Raw genomic sequence first — 19,210 nt, forward strand, 5'->3', positions numbered from 1 at the left:
CTCCACCACCGTTGAGGAGAGGGCGCGGAGTGGACAGTCCGCGCCGCGTCTGATGCTCGCACGGGGCTGTCCGCTGCGCGATGATGTGGTTTTGCAAGCCGCATTGCGAGATCACCATGTCCGTTTCGAACGATCCCCTTCTGCAGCCGTTTCAGCTGAAGCATCTCACCCTCAAGAACCGCTTCATGTCGACGGCTCACGAACCGGCCTATTCCGAAGACGGCATGCCGAAGGATCGTTACAGGCTCTACCATCTCGAAAAGGCAAAGGGCGGCATCGCGCTCACCATGACCGCAGGTTCCGCGATCGTCTCGCAGGACAGTCCACCCGCATTCGGCAACCTGCACGCCTATCGCGACGATATCGTGCCGTGGCTGAAGACGCTCACCGATGACTGTCATGAATACGGCACGGCGGTGATGATCCAGCTCACCCATCTCGGGCGCCGGACCGGATGGAACAAAGGCGCCTGGCTTCCTGTGCTGGCGCCATCTCCCATTCGCGAACCCGCCCACCGCGCCTTCCCGAAGGAGATCGAGGACTGGGATATCGAGCGCATCGTTGCAGACTATGCCGATGCCGCCAGCCGCATGCAGGCGGCGGGTCTCGATGGCATCGAGATCGAAGCCTACGGCCACCTGATCGACCAGTTCTGGTCGCCCGCCACCAACCACCGCGACGATGCGTTCGGCGGATCGCTCGAAAACCGCATGCGGTTTTCGACCATGGTGATCGATGCGGTGCGCAAATCCGTCGGTCCGGATTTCATCGTCGGCATCCGTTTGGTTGCCGACGAGAACTGGGACAAGGGCTTTTCCCGCGAAGAGGGGATCGAGATCTCCCGGCGGTTGGTGGCGTCGGGCGGCATCGACTTCCTCAACGTCATCCGCGGCCATATCGATCACGATGCGGATCTGAACGAGGTTATCCCGATCCAGGGCATGCGATCCTCGCCGCATCTCGACTTTGTCGGCGATGTCAGGAAGGCGACGAAATTCCCGGTCTTTCATGCGGCCCGTATCGCCGATGTTGCAACGGCCCGGCATGCGGTCGCCGAAGGCAAGCTCGACATGGTCGGCATGACCCGTGCCCACATTGCCGATCCGCATATCGCGAACAAGGTAGCAAGTGGCAAGGAGGCGACCATTCGCCCCTGCGTCGGTGCGACCTACTGTCTGGATCGCATCTACGAGGGAGGAGAGGCTCTCTGTATCCACAATGCGGCGACGGGGCGCGAAGCCTTGCTGCCGCATGTGGTCGAAAAGGCGGCAGCTGTCCGAAGGGCCGTCGTGATCGGTGCCGGTCCTGCCGGGCTCGAGGCGGCCCGCGTGCTGGCAGAGCGCGGCCATTCCGTCACCGTGCTTGAGGCAACGGGGGAGGCGGGTGGCCAGATCAATCTTCTGGTTCGCAATCCGCGCCGCCGCGAAATGATCGGCATCATCGACTGGCGGCTGGCGGAGCTTGAGCGGTTGGGTGTCGAGATCCGCTACGACGTGTTCGCCGGCGCCGACGATGTCCTCGAACTCGAGCCCGACCTCGTCGTCGTCGCAACCGGCGGCATACCGCAGTCGCCGCAACTTGAGGCGGGCGAAGAGCTTCTGACCTCCAGCTGGGATATTCTCGCCGGATCTGCCAAACCCGCAGGCCCGGTTCTGCTGTTCGATGACAATGGCGGCCATCCGGGTATGAGTGCCGCCGAAGTCATCGCCACATCAGGCGCGGATTTCGAGCTTGTCTCCCCCGAACGCTTCTTCGCACCTGAGATGGGGGGCATGAACCATGTCCCCTACGCACGGATTTTTGCCGAGAAGGGTGTCCGCGTGACGATCAATACGCGGTTGAAGTCGGTGCGGCGTGACGGCAATGCATTGGTGGCAAGCCTCGGATCCGATTACGCAAAGGATGTGGTCGAGGAAAGGCGTGTCGCACAGGTCGTGGTCGAGCACGGCACGGCCGCGAACGCGGAGCTCTATTACGAGTTGAAGCCGCTCTCGCGCAATCTTGGCGCCGTGGACTACGCGATGCTGATTAACAGAAAAGCGCCGCTGCTGCCGAAGAACCCCGGCGCGGCTTTCGATCTCGTGAGGATCGGTGACGCTGTGGCAAGCCGCAATGTCCATGCAGCAATCTACGATGCGCTGCGATACTGCTCGCTTCTGTAAACCGCGCACGAAAAAGGCGGCATTATCAATGCCGCCTCTTCCATTCAATCGTCTGTCACGCGGCGTGTAGCCCGTTCCAGGTAGAATTAGTTCTTAGGAGCCGTCGACGGCGTTGTGGCGCCATTTTCAGCCGGTGCTGCCGGGGTGCCCGGAGCCGGGTTCATCGTGGACGACGTGGTCGATGTGTCGGATGCTGCCTGCTTGTCGTCCAGTGTCTTGAACTCTGGCGCTGACTTCAGCGCCTCGGCCGTTTCGGTGGTCGACAGACGCACTTCGTTGTTGTTCTGCGCGTCGCGGGTAAGCGTCAGCTTGCTGATCGGAAGAGCTACATCCTTTTCGCCGATGCCGAGGAAGCCGCCGACGCCGACAACTGCTGCAACGAGTCCGCCGTTTTCTTCAAACAGGAGGTCGTTGACGTCACCAATGCTTTCGTTAGCCGAATTGTAGATCGACTTGCCGATATAATCGTTGGCGCTGACCTGGGTGGTCGCCTGTTCGGTCAGGTAATTGCCGTCTGCAGTGGTAGCCATGCCACCTGCTGGGGCAGCCGGGGTCGTTGTCGTGGTATCGGCCGGTGCCGAAGGTGCTGCCGGTGTCGCCGGAGCAGGCTGTGCCGTCTGGGCAAAAGCCGGTGCAAGTGTGGTGGACGCCATGAGAACGGCTGCTGCGGCGATCGTGCTGAGAGTCTTTTTCATCGTGTTCCTACCTTTTCCATCTAATTCGTCATGAAGGACGGCTTCTCGGATTGAAGGGCCGTCTCGACCAAGAAGGACGCATTCGTTCTGCTTGGCTTCGGTAGGGAAATGGCCGAAACGCCGGTTTGGTTCCGCATTTCCATGCCGTTTTATTAGGCAGAAACTGCGGAACGTTTCAGCACTTGGCGGGTTTGGGGCTTTATCAGCGAGAATATAGATCCTTAAAGTCAGGCCGAGTATCGGGGTTCCCGACCAAGCGTGACTGGAACGGCGAGTTCGAACAACGCTCCCGCCAGCGGATCGGAGGTACGGGCGTCCTGGTCCATTCCCTCCCAGGCTGATGTGACAGCCAAGCGCCCATTTCCGATCACGACAGGGCAGGTCGTTCTCTTGGCGGGCACTTCGAAACGCGCGAGAAGGACACCGTCCAGACCATAATGGTCGACCGCACCTTCACCCCAGCGGGCGTTCCAGATCGTGCCGTCCTGATCGCAGATCGCGCCATCCATTCCACCGGGGCTGCCGCTGCCATCGATGAAGAGGGTGGGTTTTGACGTCGGGAGCCCGGTCAATGGATCAATGTCGACACGCATGAGGTGGTTGATGCGCGTGTCGACATAATAGCCGATGCTTCCGTCCGGCGAAAAGCAGATCGCATTCGGAATGCTCATCTTGTCAAACAGCGTCGTGACCTTGCCGCCCACGACATGATAGATCGCACCCGCGCCTTCCGCAGCGGTGCGCCCCATCGTGCCGATCCACAGCGCGCCGGAAGGGTGCAGCCGGCCGTCGTTGGAGCGGTTGTCCGGCTTGTCCTTCTCGAGGTCGCAGTGCAGGGTCAGTTCGCCGGTGGCGCGATCCCGTATGAAGAGCCCTTGATCGGAGGCGATCAGCTGCCGCTCGGCGTCGACCGGCACGAGAACGCTTCCCATTATGGGGAGGATCTGCACAGATTCTTTGCCGGTGTTGATGTCGAGCGAGCGAAGCTGCTTTTCGAGAATGCTGAACCACCAGATCGTCCCGGTATCCGCATCGAAGCTGGCTCCTTCGCCAAGTTCACAAGGCGTCGAGGACAATACGCTACCCTCGAACGGGTGAGAGACAAAATCGGCTGTGGTCACGGGCATCCTCCGCAGAAGCTTCTGTTCGTTGCAGAATTAACGCGAACCGCCGCGATGGCTAGCCGCGTCATCAGATTTTCCCTGACAAATTCCTGAAACCATGCGACAAGATTCGCAAATGCGAGAACCTATCACCATCACGTGGTGACGTTTGCGTGCGTAAGGTCTGGTCGGAGCAAGAAGCAGTATATGTCTAAGACCGAAAAAGCCGAAGAGATGTCCTTTCTCGACGGCAGTGTCGCCGAAATCGCCACCCTGCAGACCCAGTTCGATGTCATCCGGTTCCTGAAGCGAGTGACGCAGTATTATAACTGTCGCACCTTCATGGTTCTCAACCTTCCGTCGATCACGTCTCGCGAACTGTCCGAAAATACCGTCGTTACCAATTGGCCGGCGGAGCTGATGTCGCAGTTCGACAAAAGCGGTCTGATGCAGACCAGCTCCGGCCTTGCACATCTGCGCAAGTTCACGACGCCCTTCGTCTTCGATCTCTCGAGCGATCGCGGCGTGATCAATTCGAGCGACGAGGTCACGCAGATCTTTTCCGGGTTCGGCATCCAGCGCGGCGCCTGTTTCCCCGTCCATGACCGGCTCGGCAATCGCGGCGCCGTTTGCTTCGGCGGTACGGGCAAGACATTTGACCAGCAGCAGATGATGGAACTGCATTATCTCTCGGTTCACGTCTATGAACAGCTGGCGCAGATCCGCAGCCTCGACGTCAAGACCAACGATGTCCTGACCGAACGCGAAGTCGATTGCCTGAACTGGACGGCTGCGGGTAAGACCAGCGCGGAAATTGCCGAAATCCTTGGACTCTCCGAGCACACCGTAAACCATTATCTCAACCGCACGGCCCGCAAGCTCGACACCGTCAACCGCACCCAGGCGGTTGCCAAGGCGTTGAGATCCGGCATCATCAAGTAACGATGCCGGCGATCATTATTTGATCAACGCCTCTGTTTTCTACGCGGTCAATTGATCGTTCACTGGGCAAATTCCCAACGCTCTCCAGTTGCCTGTCCCTAACACCCTGTTTCGACTACGTAAACATCCGCATTACGGTCTGGCATGGTTCGTGCTTGTTTACAGGCAGGTCCAGAGGGGGCTGAAAGCGTCCCAAGAGGCGCGATAAAAACAAGCCGCTATCCGGGGCGCCGTCTGGCTGCCATCCGGGTAGCGGCTTTCTTTTTTCTGACATGGGGCGTTTCAACGAAGCGTCTTGCTCGAGACCGGTGACACTTCCTATATAAGCCTTGGATCCGGCACGGGCAGTTTGTGTCGAGATCGCTATCAGGAGCAGGCAATGTCCGACGTCACCAAGGAACAGGTTCTGGCGGTTCTCGCGAAGGTTCGCGGACCCGACCTCGAGGGTGATATCGTCTCTCGCGGAATGGTCTCCGACGTCTTTATTTCCGACAAGAAGGTCTATTTCTCGATTACCGTGCCGGCGGATCGCGCAACGGAACTCGAGCCGCTGCGCATGGCCGCCGAACGGACGGTCGCCGCGATGCAGGGCGTCAACGGCGCGCTGGTTACGCTGACGGCCGATCGCAGAGCTGGAACGGCACCTGCCAAGACGGCACCTCCGCCAAAGCCGCAAGAGCCTGCCGCCGGTCACGCGCATCCGCACCCCCCCGCCACACCCGGGCCGAGACAGCCCGCACCCAAAGCCGGCGTTCCGGGCGTGGGTGCCATTATCGCGGTGGCGTCCGGCAAGGGTGGCGTTGGCAAATCGACGACAGCAGTCAATCTGGCGCTGGGTTTCCAGGCCAACGGTCTCAAGGTCGGCATTCTCGATGCGGATATCTACGGCCCGTCCATCCCGCGTCTCCTCAACATCTCCGGCAAGCCGCAGCAGCTTGAAGACCGCAAGATCGCCCCGATGGAAAACTACGGGCTGAAGGCGATGTCGATCGGCTTCCTGGTCGAAGAAGGAACCGCCATGATCTGGCGCGGTCCGATGATCCAATCGGCGCTGCTGCAGATGTTGCGCGAAGTCGGTTGGGGCGAGCTCGATATTCTCGTGATCGACATGCCGCCTGGAACCGGCGACGTGCAGCTGACGCTCGCCCAGCAGGTGCCGCTCGCCGGCGCCGTGATCGTCTCGACCCCGCAGGATCTCGCGCTGATCGACGCCCGCAAGGCCATCGCCATGTTCGGCAAGGTCGAGATCCCGATCCTCGGCATCATCGAGAACATGAGCTACTTCCTCGCCCCAGACACGGGCACACGCTACGACATCTTCGGCCATGGCGGCGCGAAGTCGGAAGCCGAGCGCATCGGCGTTCCCTTCCTCGGCGAAGTGCCGCTGACGATGGACATCCGCGAACGCTCCGACGCGGGCACGCCGGTCGTCGTTTCCGACCCGGACAGTGCATCCGCCGCCGTTTATCGGGAGATTGCATCCAAGGCCTGGGCAGAGATTAAGGGCAAGCCGCTGCGCAGGGCGCCTGCCATCGTTTTCGAATAGAACCTATTCAAGTTTGGACGGTCTCCCGGGCAGGAATACACGGTCAGTGGCGGTCAATACTCTGAAATCGCCTCTCTTTTCGTTTCGAAATTGTTAAACATCGCCGCTAGACGTCTGCGGCGATAGTGAAAGCATGCAGTTGCAGCCCTTGCCTTGTGCAATTGCTGTCTTTATAGGCGCCTCCCGCCGGAGGGCGCTTCCTTGCTCTTCGCGGGCGGAGCGAAGTATCCGCATTTTTCCGTTGAAAGGCTGGCTCGAACGCCAGATGCCGAATGGGCCACCCAGCAGAACACAGTGCCGCCGAGAAAACCAAAGGACATGGGCTGTTCGCGCTTGCGCTCGGCTCTGTCGGTGTCGTCTATGGCGATATCGGCACGAGTCCGCTCTACGCCTTTCGCGAGGCGTTGAAGCCCGTCGCCCATGACGGCGTCACGCAGATGGAAATCATCAGCCTCATCTCGCTGATGATCTGGACGCTGACCATCATCGTCACCTTCAAATACGTTCTCTTCCTGCTGCGCGCCGATAACGATGGCGAGGGTGGCACGCTGTCGCTTCTGGCGCTCATGACCAAAGGAGCGTGCGGCCATCGGGCTGTCCTGATGCTGCTCGGGCTGATCGGCGCCGCGCTGTTTCTGGGCGATGCGATGATCACGCCGGCGCTGTCGGTCCTGTCGGCGGTGGAAGGCCTGAAATACGTATCACCGCATTTCGAAAGCGCCGTTCTGCCGATTTCGATTGCCATCCTGGTTGCGCTGTTTGCCATCCAGTCAAAGGGCACCGGCATGGTGGCGAAGTTCTTCGGACCGATCACCGCCGTCTGGTTTCTCGTGATGGGCGGCATCGGCCTGGTGCATATTTTCGACGACCTTAGTATTCTTGCCGCCTTCAATCCATTGCATGCCTTCCAGTTCATGAGCGAAGAAGGCTTTGCCGGCGTCGTCGTTCTCGGCGCCGTCTTTCTGACGGTGACCGGCGCGGAAGCACTTTACGCCGATCTCGGCCATTTCGGTCGCCGTCCCATCCAGTGGGCTTGGTTCGTTTTGGTCTTTCCGGCGCTGACGCTGAATTATCTCGGTCAGGGCGCCATGGTGCTGAGCCACCCCGAAGCGATGAGCGATCCGTTCTATCTGATGTTCCCGCAATGGGCGCTCGTTCCGGTGATCATTCTCGCCACCTGCGCCACCATCATCGCAAGCCAGGCCGTCATTACCGGCGCCTTCTCGCTGGTGCGCCAGGCGATCCATCTCGGCTATCTGCCGCGCATGCAGATCCTGTTCACCTCGGAAACCAATACCGGCCAGATCTTTCTGCCCGCCGTCAACACGCTGCTTCTGGTCGGTGTCATCGCGCTGGTTCTTGGTTTCGAGAGCTCCGATGCTCTGGCCACCGCCTACGGCATCTCGGTGACCGGCGCCATGGTGGTGACGACGCTGATGGCGTTCGAGTTCGTTCGGCTGAGATGGCGCTGGCCGCGTGTGCTGGCAACCCTTGTGCTCGCGCCGCTTCTGCTGCTCGAATTCGTTTTCCTGGGCGCCAATCTCTTGAAGATCCATGATGGCGGCTGGGTGCCGGTCATGATGGCGATCGGCTTTACCGTCGTCATGTGGACCTGGAAGCGGGGTGCTGCGATCCTGTTTGAAAAGACCCGCCGCATCGATGTGCCGCTGCAGACCTTTATTCCCATGGTGGAAAAGAAAAGCGATCATGCTCCGGTGTCCGTGCCAGGCGTCGCCATCTTCCTGACCGGCGATCCGCAGACGGCACCCGCGGCCTTGCTGCACAACATCAAGCACAATCACGTCCTGCATGCGAAGAACGTCATCCTGACCATCATCACGGTCAACAAGCCGCGCGTCTCGATCGAGGACCGCTACCGGGTCGAGAAGCTGTCGGATCGTTTTACGGTGATCGAGCTGCGATTCGGCTTCATGCAATCCCACAATGTCTCGCAGTCGCTTGCCTATTTGCGAAAGACCGGCTTCAAGTTCGATATCATGTCGACGTCGTTCTATCTCGGCCGACGCAAGCTGGTACCGGACGCAGCCTCCGGCATGCCCATGTGGCAGGACCGGCTGTTTATCGCGCTCGCCAATGCCGCAACCGATCCGTCCGACTATTTCCACCTGCCGGCCAACCGCGTCGTCGAACTGGGTTCGCACGTCATCATCTGACGGAAGGGTGACGGAGAGGTCGTCCAAAACCCGCGTGGCATTTCGGACACGAGCCTCTGACGTTTAAGTGAAAATGCCCAAATCCCAGCGTTACAAGGGATTCTGTCTATAAGCGTTAACTGCTCATCAAGGTTAATGATTGATGTTTGACCCATCGATCAGTCATTGAGGTCCCTGGTTGACCTGCCTTGTGGAGTAGCCGGTTTTGCGTTCGAAGACCGTACAGCGTCGAAAGTCCTCTAAAGTGGCCATGCCGGCGGCTCGGACGAAGTCTCTTTTGCACCGCGCCCTGTCGCGCCGCGATATCTGGCTGGCGCCTGGCGTCCTCGGACTTGCTGCCTGGCTGGTGTTTCCAGCCGTTCCCGCACAAGGCGATCTCACCGATCTCCTCTCCGGCATCGATCGCGGCCGCGACCAGTGGCGCATGGTCATGACCAACTCGCCGGCCGGTTCTATTCATAACGCATCGCTTGCCTTTCCGGGTGGCGGTTCCGTGCTCGGCGGCGATGCCGGCATGACGCTGCCCGACGGTCGCCGCGTTGCATTCACCGGCAGCGAGAAGTCAGGTGAGGACACGCCGGACGAAGACCGCGTCAACCGCGCTGAAAAGAAGAGCCGGATCGTAGCCGTCGAACAGATGCAGCCGCCGAAGGCCTTTTCGGCCGGGTCGATCCTCGAGCGTTCCAGCTCGCTGACCACGCCTGTGGATGCCAGCGATGAAATGACCGCCTTCGTCAAAGCCGAAGCCGACGACCAGCCGGTCGAGCTCGCCGAATTCTATTTCCGCAAGGACGAGGTAAAGGAGCCCGGTCTTCCTTCGATGCTCGCCGATCTCATCACCAACGAAAAGGCCGATGTGCTGGCAACCGCCTATGCACCGGCCAAGCCCGACTTCTCGCGCAAGTCACCCTTCGATGCGATCCTCGGCGCAAAGCCCGAAACCGGCCGCTTCATTCCGCCGATCGGCCCGGAAGACCACGCCTGGGCAGCAACAGCGCTGCCGGAAGAATCGTTTTCGCCCAAGCAGCAGCAATGCCTGGCCGCCGGCATCTATTTTGAAGCGCGCGGGGAAGAAGTGCGTGGCCAAGCCGCGGTCGCACAGGTCATTCTCAACCGCGTCCGCAATCCGCACTATCCGAAAAGCATCTGCGACGTCGTCTATCAGAACGAAGACTGGCGCAACCGCTGCCAGTTCTCCTTCGCCTGCGACAACATTCCAGACCGAATCCGCGCGCCGGATCATTTCGAAACAGCCCAGGAAGTTGCGATGGCGGTGACCGCCGGCAAGATCTGGTTGCCGGAAGTCGGCTCGGCCACTCACTACCACGCGGTCTATGTCCGTCCGAACTGGGCAAAGACCATGAAAAAGGTCGGACGCATCGGTCTGCACGTGTTTTACCGTACCTATGGTGGTGGTTGGAGCTGATAAACCCGGCCGATCTGTGAATATTCCCGCGAAGGTTTTGCCATGTTGCCGGGAATTCAGCGATAACCGCTTGAAATCGAAGCGTTAATTTCCCCTGAATCAAGGCCCGGCACCGCCTTGACTATAAGTCCTCTCAAAACTATGTTGCGCGCGACTTAGAAGCGGGCCGGAAGGCGCGAAACCCCGCTGGCTGCTGTTGCGGTTGGTCCGCTCCGAACAAGGGCGGATGGGAGGACGTGAGGATGGACAACCGCGAGGATGGTCTGGAAGAACGCCGAAAGCGTCTGTCCGCACAATTGGCGGATCGGAAGGCTGGTGACGCGGTAGAGGCGAAGCGGGAAGCGCAATCTGAAGAAAGTCGAAAGGGCATGGCCCTCGGCTTCAAGATTTCCTCCGAATTCATCTCGGCTGTCGCAGTTGGCGCCATTCTGGGCTATGGACTGGATTACTATGCCGGCACGTCGCCGTGGGGGATGATCATTCTTCTCCTTCTTGGTTTCTGCGCCGGTGTTCTGAACGTGCTTCGATCCGTGGGCAAGGTGGCCGAGCCGCCGCCCTTGCGGAAAAAAGGCAGCGGGGACGGGGCAGGGCACTAACAGGCTCGGTTTCGCAACACGAATTGAGCCGCCGGCATGGCGGCATATGAAAGAGGGTAAGCGGTGGCAAACGATCCGATCCATCAGTTCCAGATCAGCAAGATCGTCCCGATCGAGATCGGCGGTATCGACCTATCCTTTACCAATGCATCGCTGTTCATGACTGCTACGGTCGCCTGCGCAGCCGGCTTCCTATATTTCGCATCGTCCGCCCGCAGCCTGATCCCGGGCCGTGCGCAGTCGGTCGCCGAAATGTCCTACCAGTTCATTGCCAACATGCTGCGCGAAGGCGCCGGCAGCCATGGCATGAAGTTCTTCCCGCTGGTCTTCTCGCTGTTCATGTTCGTCTTGACGGCAAACCTGCTCGGGATGTTCCCGTACTTCTTTACCGTCACCAGCCAGATCATCGTCACCTTTGCGCTTGCGCTTCTGGTGGTCGGCACGGTCATCGTCTACGGCTTCTACAAGCACGGCCTCGGCTTCCTGCAGCTGTTCGTGCCAAGCGGTGTTCCCGGCGCGCTTCTGCCGCTGGTCGTCGTCATCGAAGTCATCTCCTTCCTGTCCCGGCCGATTTCGCTCTCCGTTCGTCTTTTCGCGAACATGCTGGCCGGCCACATCACGCTGAAAGTGTTCGCGGGCTTTGTCAGCTCGCTTGGAGCACTTGGCGCACTCGGCATCGGCGGCGCCATCCTGCCGCTCGCCATGACGGTCGCCCTGACCGGTCTCGAATTCCTCGTTGCCTTCCTCCAGGCCTATGTCTTCGCGGTACTCACATGCATGTACCTGAACGACGCGGTCCATCCCGGCGGGCACTAAGAATAACTACCAAATTGGCGTCCTGAGGCGTCAGTCATCAGCCGCAAACCCATTCAAGGAGTTCATCATGGAAGCGGAAGCAGCAAAGTTCATCGGCGCAGGTCTGGCTTGCTTTGGCATGGCCGGCACGGCCCTCGGCCTCGGCAACATCTTCGGCAGCTACCTGTCGGGCGCCCTGCGCAACCCGTCTGCCGCTGACAGCCAGTTCGGCCGTCTGGTATTCGGTTTCGCCGTTACGGAAGCTCTGGGCATCTTTTCGCTGCTCGTAGCTCTCCTCCTCCTGTTCGTGGTCTAATACCAGACCTGGACTTCGGATCACGGTCGTTTCAAAGCGCACCGTGATCCTTCGCATTTGGAATTCACCCGGAGGTGATGATGTTCGTGACTTCGGCATATGCGCAGACCGCGCCGGCCGCTCCTGAAACGCCTGCAGCACCGGGCGCCGCACCGGCGGCCGAACCGCATGCTGCTCCGGCTGGCGAAGTGCATACCGAAACCGGTGTCGCCCACGACACTGAGCACAGTGGCGCGTTTCCGCCGCTCGACTCATCCCATTTCGCGTCGCAGCTTCTCTGGCTCGTCATCACGTTCGGTCTCTTCTACCTTCTCATGAAGAAGGTGATCGTTCCGCGCGTTGGCGGAATCATCGAGGATCGTCACGATCGTATCGCCAAGGATCTCGAGGAAGCCGGCCGCGCCAAGGCGGAAGCCGATGCTGCCGTCGAGACCTATGAAAAGGAACTGGCCGCCGCCCGCGCCAAGTCGCACGGCATTGCCGAAGCGGCCCGCGAAGCCGCCAAGACCAAGGCCGCTGCCGACCGTAGCGCCATCGAAGCCGAACTGGCCGCAAAGCTCAGTGCAGCAGAAACCCGCATCGGCGAGATCAAGGACAAGGCTTTTGCTGAAGTCGGCCAGATCGCCGAAGACACCGCATCCGCCATCGTCGATCTTATGATCGGCGGCAAGGCAAGCGGCGATGACATCAAGGCTGCCGTCGCGGCCGCCAAGACGGGGGCCTGATCGCATGGCATTCGACGCAACATTTTTCGCACTCGTTGGTCTCGTCATTTTCCTCGGCATCCTGATCTACATCAAGGTGCCGGGCATGATGGCGAAGTCGCTCGACGAACGCGCCGCCAACATCCGCAGCGAACTCGACGAAGCCAAGAAGCTTCGCGAAGAAGCTCAAGCGCTGCTGGCTGAATACCAGAAGAAGCGCAAGCAGGCCGAAGCCGACGCAGCCAGTATCGTGGCATCAGCCGAACGCGAAGCCGCTGCCCTGACGGAAGAAGCCCGCCAGAAGACGGAAGAATTCGTCGCTCGCCGCAACGCCGTTTCCGAGCAGAAGATCAAGCAGGCTGAAGCCGATGCCGTGAGCGCCGTTCGCGCCGCAGCCGTCGACCTCGCCATCGCTGCCGCCGAAAGCGTCATTGCCCGCAAGGCTGATGCCGCAACGCAGGAAGCCCTGTTCAAGGACGCCGTCGGCACAGTTCAAACGCGCCTGAACTAAGCATCAGATACAGGACTTGGACAAAGGCCGGGCGAAAGCTCGGCCTTTTTCGTTATGGGGTTGTGAGGATGTCCGAAGCCTGGAGATCCGCGACCTCGTCCTCAGGCGCAGCATCCTTCCGCATCGGACGAAAGCTCATCCGGTGGAGCGAGCAGGGGCCGTGTGTGGTGATACCGTCGCGATGCTGCTTGGTGGCGTATCCGACATGCTTGGCAAAGCCGTACGCCGGAAACACGGTGCAGGCGCGGCCCATCATCCGGTCGCGGGTGACCTTAGCGACGATCGAGGCTGCGGCAATGGAGACCGAGCGGCTATCGCCCTTGATCACCGCCTTGCCGGGGCAGGAAAGGCCAGGCGGCATGTCGCGGCCGTCTGTGAGGAGATAGGCCGGCTTGATATTCAACCCGATCACCGCACGTCGCATGGCGTCGAGACTGGCGCGCAAGATGTTGCGCTCGTCGATGAGGCGCGGACCAGACGATGCAATCGACACATGCGCCGTCGCCATGATCATCGCAAACAGCGCTTCCCGCTGCTTCAGGCTGAGCTTCTTGGAATCGTCGAGACCGGGTGGAATGTTGTCGGGATCGAGAATCACGGCGGCTGCCACAACCGGACCCGCCAAGGGACCGCGGCCTGCTTCGTCGGTGCCAGCCACCGGCCAATGTCCGGCATCCCGCGCCATCAGCTCCAGGCTGAAATCTGGAACGAATGGCGTCTCTTCAAACAATGTCGGAGAATCGGGCGGCGTGCGAAGCAACATGGCGGCAGTTTCGCACGCCCGCCCGACCTCCGGCAACCCCCGGACAACGAGTGCGGCGTCGTTGCCCACCATCGGGGGCGCCCTTTCGGGATGATGGTGGGAACCGGGGGTCTTTCGGCAGGTGATATGCGGGAACCGTGCCGAAATTCGAAATTAATCGACCTGAATGAAAGTCGCTGTAACTCTCGCGACGTCATCAGGCCGTTTCGCAGGGACGACGGATGCCCCTGCAGGCCAAACTCAAAGCAGCGAAAGCTGAATGCCCGCGCCATTCGGACGAACAAACAAATCGTCCCTGAGCGGCACGCCCCGACGCGTCATGCCGAGCCGCTTCGTTGCCATCTCGAAGCGTCGCCCGATCTGCCAGGCGTAAGGACCGGTGCCCTTCATCCGCTTGCCGAACTCCGCGTCATAATCCTTGCCGTCCCGCATCGAGCGAACGAGCGACATCACATGCCGGTAGCGGTTCGGGTAATGCTGCAGCAGCCAGTCGCGGAACAGCGGCGCCACTTCCAGCGGCAGACGTAAGAGCACGTAACTCGCCTCCGTTGCGCCGGCAGCGTGCCCCGCTTCCAGGAGCCGCTCGATCTCGTGGTCGTTCAGCGCCGGAATGATCGGCGAGGTGAACACAGCTGTCGGTATGCCAGCGTCCGAGAGCGCTTTGATCGCCTCGAGCCGTTTGGCGGGCGTCGACGCGCGCGGCTCCATGCTGCGGGCAAGCTTGCGGTCGAGGGTGGTTAGCGATATCGCGACCTTGGCGAGGCCCTTCGACGCCATGTCGGAAAGAATGTCGATGTCGCGGGTGACCAGCGACGATTTGGTGACGATTGTTACGGGATGGTTGGCCTTCTGCAGGACTTCAAGGATCTGGCGCATGACGCGCCATTCCCGTTCAATCGGCTGGTAGGGATCGGTGTTGGTGCCGATCGCAATCGCCCGGACCTTGTAATCGGCCCTGCTCAGTTCGCGCTCCAGAAGCTTCGGCACGTCGGGTTTGGCAAACAGCTTCGATTCGAAATCCAGCCCGGGCGAAAGCCCCATGAAACTGTGGCTCGGCCGCGCGAAGCAGTAGATGCAGCCATGCTCGCAGCCGCGATAAGGGTTGATCGAGCGGTCGAAGGGAATGTCGGGAGAATCGTTGCGGGTAATCGCGGTACGTGGCTTTTCCACCTGCACCTCGGTCCGGAACGGTTCCAGTTCCTCGATCGTCTGCCAGCCGTCGTCGAAAGCCTCGCGACGCTCCGTCTCGAAACGTCCTGAAGGGTTCAGTCCGGCGCCACGACCGCGCCGGCGATCCCCCTCGATCCGGAGGCCGGAGGTCTTCACCAATGCATCGGCAATATCAGCCGTATGAGCAGGCGCGAATGCGTCCTGCCGCAAATGGGACAGCTCGTTCATGGGGCACTCCTGACGGGAAAAATTCCCGGTCTCGAATGACAAGATTCCTATCGCGACATTGAGAACAATGCAAGAACAAACTCGCAAAGGATTTGTGGCAATCCGTTGTGCAATGCGCTAGACATTGAAAATGCTGACTGTTTTGTTGGAATGCCGGGATCAGGAAGCCGAGCTCGCGCAGACGTTGTCCGTCCTTGTTTCCGCCGCGGTGGAGGGGCTGGTCAGCGATGTCGTGGTGCTCGATCACAACTCGCGCGACGGGTCCTCCCGTGTCGCGGATGCCGCCGGCTGCCGTTTCCACAGCGCCTGGGATATCGTCGATATCCTGCACAAGGCGCGCGCCGAATGGCTGCTTCTGCTAGAGCCCGGAGCGCGTCTCCAGGCCGGCTGGATCGACGAGGTGATGGAATATCTGGCGCTCAACCGTCAGCCCGTGCGGTTCTCGCCTTCGCGAACCTACCGCAAGCCGTTCCTTACAAGGATCGTCCGTTCAGTCCCGCCGCTCGAGCAGGGGCTGATCCTGCCGAAGCGCGAAGCCGTCGCGCTCGCAAAGTCCGGCATGGGTCTCGTGGATGTCGCCAAGGCTGTGACGTCAGCCGCAAAGCCGTCGAGACTGGTGAGCGAGATGATTCCGGCATGGGTTGCCGCGTCCGCGCGATAAATCAGACCGTTACTTGCCCGAACCGCGCCGCAGATGCTCGTCCAGCCGCGGCATGATCTCGATGAAGTTGCAGGGCATGTGGCGGTAGTCCAGCTGCGCTTTCAAAATGCCGTCCCAGGCATCCTTGCAGGCACCCGGGGAGCCGGGCAGCACGAAGATGAAGGTTGCATTGGCAACGCCTCCGGTTGCCCGCGACTGGATCGTCGAGGTGCCGATCTTGTCGTAGGAGATCCGGTGAAACACTTCGGAAAACCCGTCCATCCGCTTGTCGAACAAAGGCTCCAGCGCTTCCGGCGTCACGTCGCGGCCGGTAAAGCCGGTGCCTCCGGTGGTGATGACCACGTCGATCTCAGGATCGAGCGTCCATTCCCGCACCTGGCCAGCGATCCGCTCCTTGTCGTCAGGCACGATGGCGCGGGCGCCAAGCCTGTGGCCGGCTTCAGCGATACGGGCAACCAGCGTGTCGCCGGATTTGTCGTCCGCCGTCGTGCGGGTATCCGATACTGTCAACACCGCGATCGAAACCGGAATGAAGTCGCGCGTTTCGTCGATCTTGCTCATGGTTTTGCTCCTACGGTTTCGACCGCTGCGAAATACCAGTCCGGCTTTTGGGACGCCAGCGCCTGCACGGCAGCCTCGGCAGCGGCCCTTGAGGGGAACACACCGAAACAGGTGGCACCGGATCCGGACATCCGCACCAGATCAGCACCCTCGGCCGCAATCATTGCCGAAATCTCGGCGATTTCAGGGATCAGCGCGCGGGCTGGCGGTTCCAGATCGTTGCGCAGCGTCTTCAGGTAAGTCAGCCAGTCCTTGGCCTCTGTCGGTGGTGCCGGCAGGGCCTCGTTTTCCTTGTCCGCCAGTTGAGCGTAGATCTGAGGCGTCGAGACGCTGATCAACGGGTTGGCGAGCACGAGAAATAGCGACGGCATGGTCGGCAGGGGTTCGAGCCTTTCGCCGATCCCTTCAGCCAGAATGGCAGCCCCCGTCAAACACATGGGCACGTCCGCACCCAGCGAAAGTCCGAGCGCCAGAAGGGCGGCTTCCGGTATCTCCGCATTCCACAGCCGGAACAGGCCGCGAAGCGTGGCCGCCGCATCCGCAGATCCGCCGCCGACCCCGGCCGAAATCGGCAGTTGCTTCTCAAGGTGGATTGAAACGGGCGGTGCCGGGAAGCCGTTGGAGATCAGCTGCTGGCGAAACAGATCGCGCGCCCTGACCACGAGATTGCCCGTCTGGTCTGTGCCGAGCTCCGATGCAAAGCGGCCGGAAACGGAAAACTCATCCGTTTCCGAAAGCTTGAACGTCAGCTGGTCTCCCAGATCGGCAAAGGTGACGATGCTTTCCAGCAAGTGAAACCCGTCATAGCGAAGCCCCACCACATGCAGGCCGAGATTGATCTTGGCAGGCGCAAGCTCCGTCAGCACCACGTCCGTGGCGTCTTGCGTATCAGTTATGGTCATGCTGGAAAGCCCGCGTTATCAGGTTTTCTTGTCGGGATTGGCAGGCGCCGGCGGGGCAGGCGGCACTGGTGCTGCCTGGCCGCGATCGGCCGTCGTCGCGTTCGGATCGAGCGGCGGCAGGCCGTTCGCGATCTTGTCCTTGACCATTTCCTTGTTGACGTCCTCGCCTTCGGAAATCAGCGTGCGGTTCCACTGGTAGACCGCTTCCAGCTTGCGGCCGACACGCCAGTAGGCATCGCCCAGATGGTCGTTGATCGTCGCATCGCCGGCTCGCAGCTGAACCGCGCGTTCCAGCTCTGTCACGGCTTCATCGAACTTGCCGAGGCGGAAATAGGCCCAGCCCAGCGAATCGACGATATAGCCATCGTCAGGCCGCGCATCGACCGCCTTGCGGATCATGTCGAGGCCTTCGGCAAGGTTGAGATTGAGGTCGACAAGCGAATAGCCGAGATAGTTCAGCACCTGCGGCTGCTCGGGGTTGAGCTCCAGCGCCCGGCGGAAGTTCGGCTCCGCCTTGTCGAACTGCTTCAGGCGCTCATAGGAAATGCCGCGCTGGAAGAACACGCTCCAGTCGCCCGGCTTCGGCACGGAGCCGATCATTTCGACGGCCTTGTCGTAATTGGCCGCCATCGCCTTGTAGTCCTTGGCTTCGGAAAGCACGCTGCCATAGGCGATATAGCTGCGGATATCGGCAGGATCCGAATCGATCAGCGCCTTCAGATGGCTCTTTGCCTCGTCGACCTTGCCGGTATCGGACAGGGTGATGCCCAGCTGCAATTCGGAGATCCGGCGCATCGGGCTATCAGCCGGCACTTTGGCGTAGAGCTCGATTGCGCGCTGCGGCTGCTCCATCTTCTCGGCAATGCCGCCGAGAAGGATCAGCGTATCGGCGCTCTTCGGGTCCATCGCATGGGAGATCTGCAGGTAGAGACCGACCATATCCTCGGCGCCCTGCCGGTTCAGCGCGCCGCCGATCGAAAACAGCACGCCGGCCGCACCTTCGGCAGCGGTGGTGATCTGCTGCTCGGGCTTCTCGCCCTTTTCAATGCTCTGGCGAAGCGCCTTCAGCGGCGCATAATTGCTGATCATCTGGTCGCCGACGGAAATCGCGTCCAGCGCCTTCTGCTTGTTGCCGGTTGACGCTTCAAGACGGGCAAGCGCCATGATGGCGCGCATGAACGTATCCGGCGCCGTCGCAACCGCTTCCTGGTTGGTGATGGCGGTGGTCAGATATTTGCGGGCATTGGCCGTGTCGCCGGAAACCAGCGCCATCGCACCCAGATGATAATCGGTAAACACCTTGAACCAGGCGGGGCCCTTGAGGCCCGTAATCGCCGACATCGCCTGACGGCCGCGGCCGGCACCGACATCCGCCCAGGCCATCATCATCTGGTGGGTCAGCCGGTCAAGATCGTTCGGGCCGGTATAGGCAAGCGTCTTTTTGGCGGCATCGAACCGCTTGTCACGGATCGCATCCAGTCCCCGCACGATGCGGGTGATGCGCTCCACGCCGGCATCGTCCTTCAGCGTCTCGGCTTCGGTCAAACCACCCTCGAAATCGCCGCTCAGGAACAGCGAAATCATCAGCCGTTCGCGGATCTCCAGGTTGGTCGCATCAAAGGACAGCGCCTTGCGATAGAGCGCAATCGCGTTGGCATAATCATGATCCACATCGGCTGTGCGGGCAGCGAGAAACGCGCCCGAAAACGACTGCGCTTTGCTGGAATCGAATTTCACGTCTTCCGTGGCGGCCGGCTTCGCCTCTGGCGTCGCCGCCTGCGCTGCACCGCCGAGCATGAGAACGGCTGCAAGCGCTGCGCTGGAAAGCAGACGGAGGCTGTATTTCTGCCGCATGAAGAGAATGCCTTTCGTGGTGGGCCTTGAGCAGGCGACGCTTTGACGGTGGCAAATCGCCACCATCCCGCGCCAATTGAGTCATGACAGAATGGCTTTTT

General features: G+C 60.7%; 18 protein-coding genes. 11 read left to right on the forward strand and 7 right to left on the reverse strand.

What is annotated here, in order from left to right:
* Window positions 1-116 precede the first annotated feature (116 nt).
* Window positions 117-2,162: an NADH:flavin oxidoreductase gene (locus BLW69_RS08455; RefSeq protein WP_092661384.1), complete on the forward strand. Its 2,046-nt coding sequence runs from the start codon at window positions 117-119 to the stop codon at window positions 2,160-2,162.
* A gap of 86 nt (window positions 2,163-2,248) precedes the next feature.
* Here the strand turns inward: BLW69_RS08455 and BLW69_RS08460 are convergent, their stop codons facing one another.
* Together BLW69_RS08460 and BLW69_RS08465 are read right to left on the reverse strand one after the other, a co-directional pair.
* Window positions 2,249-2,857, reverse strand: coding sequence for a PRC-barrel domain-containing protein (locus tag BLW69_RS08460; RefSeq protein WP_062453695.1), 609 nt, complete (start codon window positions 2,855-2,857; stop codon window positions 2,249-2,251).
* A 227-nt stretch (window positions 2,858-3,084) separates the two neighbouring features.
* On the reverse strand, window positions 3,085-3,978 hold the full coding sequence (locus BLW69_RS08465; RefSeq protein WP_244508783.1) for an SMP-30/gluconolactonase/LRE family protein: 894 nt from the start codon (window positions 3,976-3,978) through the stop codon (window positions 3,085-3,087).
* Between the two features lie 189 nt (window positions 3,979-4,167).
* Between BLW69_RS08465 and BLW69_RS08470 the strand changes: the two genes are divergently transcribed.
* From BLW69_RS08470 to BLW69_RS08510, 9 genes are all read left to right on the forward strand, one after another.
* Window positions 4,168-4,902 carry a helix-turn-helix transcriptional regulator gene (locus BLW69_RS08470; protein WP_062453693.1) on the forward strand — a complete coding sequence of 245 codons (735 nt, stop codon included), beginning with the start codon at window positions 4,168-4,170 and terminating at the stop codon, window positions 4,900-4,902.
* A 379-nt stretch (window positions 4,903-5,281) separates the two neighbouring features.
* The gene (locus BLW69_RS08475) at window positions 5,282-6,448 is read left to right on the forward strand and encodes an Mrp/NBP35 family ATP-binding protein (RefSeq protein ID WP_092661388.1); all 1,167 of its coding nucleotides are present in this window, start codon (window positions 5,282-5,284) and stop codon (window positions 6,446-6,448) included.
* A gap of 272 nt (window positions 6,449-6,720) precedes the next feature.
* The gene (locus BLW69_RS08480) at window positions 6,721-8,622 is read left to right on the forward strand and encodes a potassium transporter Kup (RefSeq protein WP_092661390.1); all 1,902 of its coding nucleotides are present in this window, start codon (window positions 6,721-6,723) and stop codon (window positions 8,620-8,622) included.
* Window positions 8,623-8,872: 250 nt separating this feature from the next.
* Window positions 8,873-10,048: a cell wall hydrolase gene (locus BLW69_RS08485; protein WP_092661392.1), complete on the forward strand. Its 1,176-nt coding sequence runs from the start codon at window positions 8,873-8,875 to the stop codon at window positions 10,046-10,048.
* 242 nt (window positions 10,049-10,290) lie between these two features.
* Window positions 10,291-10,644 carry an AtpZ/AtpI family protein gene (locus BLW69_RS08490; protein ID WP_062579350.1) on the forward strand — a complete coding sequence of 118 codons (354 nt, stop codon included), beginning with the start codon at window positions 10,291-10,293 and terminating at the stop codon, window positions 10,642-10,644.
* A 63-nt stretch (window positions 10,645-10,707) separates the two neighbouring features.
* On the forward strand, window positions 10,708-11,460 hold the full coding sequence (locus tag BLW69_RS08495) for a F0F1 ATP synthase subunit A (RefSeq protein ID WP_062453688.1): 753 nt from the start codon (window positions 10,708-10,710) through the stop codon (window positions 11,458-11,460).
* Between the two features lie 67 nt (window positions 11,461-11,527).
* Window positions 11,528-11,755 carry a F0F1 ATP synthase subunit C gene (locus BLW69_RS08500; RefSeq protein ID WP_037087706.1) on the forward strand — a complete coding sequence of 76 codons (228 nt, stop codon included), beginning with the start codon at window positions 11,528-11,530 and terminating at the stop codon, window positions 11,753-11,755.
* A gap of 77 nt (window positions 11,756-11,832) precedes the next feature.
* Complete coding sequence (locus BLW69_RS08505) at window positions 11,833-12,480, forward strand: F0F1 ATP synthase subunit B (protein ID WP_062579352.1); 648 nt, start codon at window positions 11,833-11,835, stop codon at window positions 12,478-12,480.
* A gap of 4 nt (window positions 12,481-12,484) precedes the next feature.
* Window positions 12,485-12,970: a F0F1 ATP synthase subunit B gene (locus BLW69_RS08510; protein WP_092661394.1), complete on the forward strand. Its 486-nt coding sequence runs from the start codon at window positions 12,485-12,487 to the stop codon at window positions 12,968-12,970.
* Between the two features lie 52 nt (window positions 12,971-13,022).
* Here BLW69_RS08510 and BLW69_RS08515 read toward each other — a convergent pair whose 3' ends face one another.
* The gene (locus BLW69_RS08515) at window positions 13,023-13,733 is read right to left on the reverse strand and encodes a ribonuclease HII (protein WP_092662417.1); all 711 of its coding nucleotides are present in this window, start codon (window positions 13,731-13,733) and stop codon (window positions 13,023-13,025) included.
* A 240-nt stretch (window positions 13,734-13,973) separates the two neighbouring features.
* Window positions 13,974-15,131, reverse strand: coding sequence for a PA0069 family radical SAM protein (locus BLW69_RS08520; RefSeq protein WP_062579354.1), 1,158 nt, complete (start codon window positions 15,129-15,131; stop codon window positions 13,974-13,976).
* Window positions 15,132-15,261: 130 nt separating this feature from the next.
* Between BLW69_RS08520 and BLW69_RS08525 the strand changes: the two genes are divergently transcribed.
* Window positions 15,262-15,792 (forward strand): glycosyl transferase, encoded by a 531-nt coding sequence (locus BLW69_RS08525; RefSeq protein WP_092661396.1) that lies wholly within the window; start codon window positions 15,262-15,264, stop codon window positions 15,790-15,792.
* 9 nt (window positions 15,793-15,801) lie between these two features.
* Here the strand turns inward: BLW69_RS08525 and moaB are convergent, their stop codons facing one another.
* The 3 genes from moaB to BLW69_RS08540 are packed head-to-tail and all read right to left on the reverse strand — an operon-like array spanning window position 15,802 to window position 19,109.
* Complete coding sequence (gene moaB / locus BLW69_RS08530; RefSeq protein ID WP_092661397.1) at window positions 15,802-16,353, reverse strand: molybdenum cofactor biosynthesis protein B; 552 nt, start codon at window positions 16,351-16,353, stop codon at window positions 15,802-15,804.
* Window positions 16,350-17,255 (reverse strand): 4-(cytidine 5'-diphospho)-2-C-methyl-D-erythritol kinase, encoded by a 906-nt coding sequence (locus tag BLW69_RS08535; RefSeq protein WP_092661399.1) that lies wholly within the window; start codon window positions 17,253-17,255, stop codon window positions 16,350-16,352. The genes moaB and BLW69_RS08535 overlap by 4 nt, the downstream gene beginning before the upstream one ends.
* Before the next feature lie 18 nt (window positions 17,256-17,273).
* Window positions 17,274-19,109 (reverse strand): tetratricopeptide repeat protein, encoded by a 1,836-nt coding sequence (locus BLW69_RS08540; protein WP_092661401.1) that lies wholly within the window; start codon window positions 19,107-19,109, stop codon window positions 17,274-17,276.
* Window positions 19,110-19,210 lie beyond the last annotated feature (101 nt).

The organism is Rhizobium sp. NFR12 (assembly GCF_900108545.1).
In the GTDB taxonomy this organism is placed as follows: Bacteria; Pseudomonadota; Alphaproteobacteria; order Rhizobiales; family Rhizobiaceae; genus Neorhizobium; species Neorhizobium soli.